Genomic DNA, 502 nt, shown 5'->3' with positions numbered 1-502 from the left:
CTCCAGTTGTTGTCCTCGAAGCAGGTTCCGGCCTCCGGACGGGTGTGCTCGTGGCGGAAGCCCAGCACGTGTCCGAGTTCGTGGGCCAGGATCGCGTCCTGCTGCCACCCGGAGGAGTAGAACTGGTCGGCGACGAGCACGTTGCGTTGAAACTTGGGGGAGTCCGGGAAGAAGGCACGGGCGATGTACCCGGTCTCGGAGGTGGGCTCGACCGAGAACACGACGTTGTTGTTGGACGTGTTGCAGTCGCCGTCCTCGGAGGACACGTACGTGAAGTCGATGCCCGACGAGGCGCCCTCCCACATGGCGGCGCCACCTTCCATGGCGTTGACGACGATCGACTTCTGGCTTCCGAAGTCGTCCGAGACGCAATTGGTCAGGTCCTGTGCCTCAGATGCCGACCACAGGGTCTGGTTGCCGTACACGTCCGTGTTGGCGATCAGATCACCGGTGCCTCCCGAGGATTCCTCGGCCACGGGCACCGACGGGAGGGATTCGTAGA

1 protein-coding gene is annotated in these 502 nt (G+C 63.7%); it reads right to left on the bottom strand.

The window, feature by feature from the left end:
• The coding region (locus GTW58_RS14200) for a M57 family metalloprotease (protein ID WP_245195294.1) at positions 1-502 on the bottom strand (502 nt) is incomplete at both ends.

This window comes from Kocuria subflava, assembly GCF_012163155.1.
Classification (GTDB): domain Bacteria; phylum Actinomycetota; class Actinomycetes; order Actinomycetales; family Micrococcaceae; genus Kocuria; species Kocuria subflava.
This window is presented reverse-complemented; position numbering and strand designations above follow the sequence as displayed.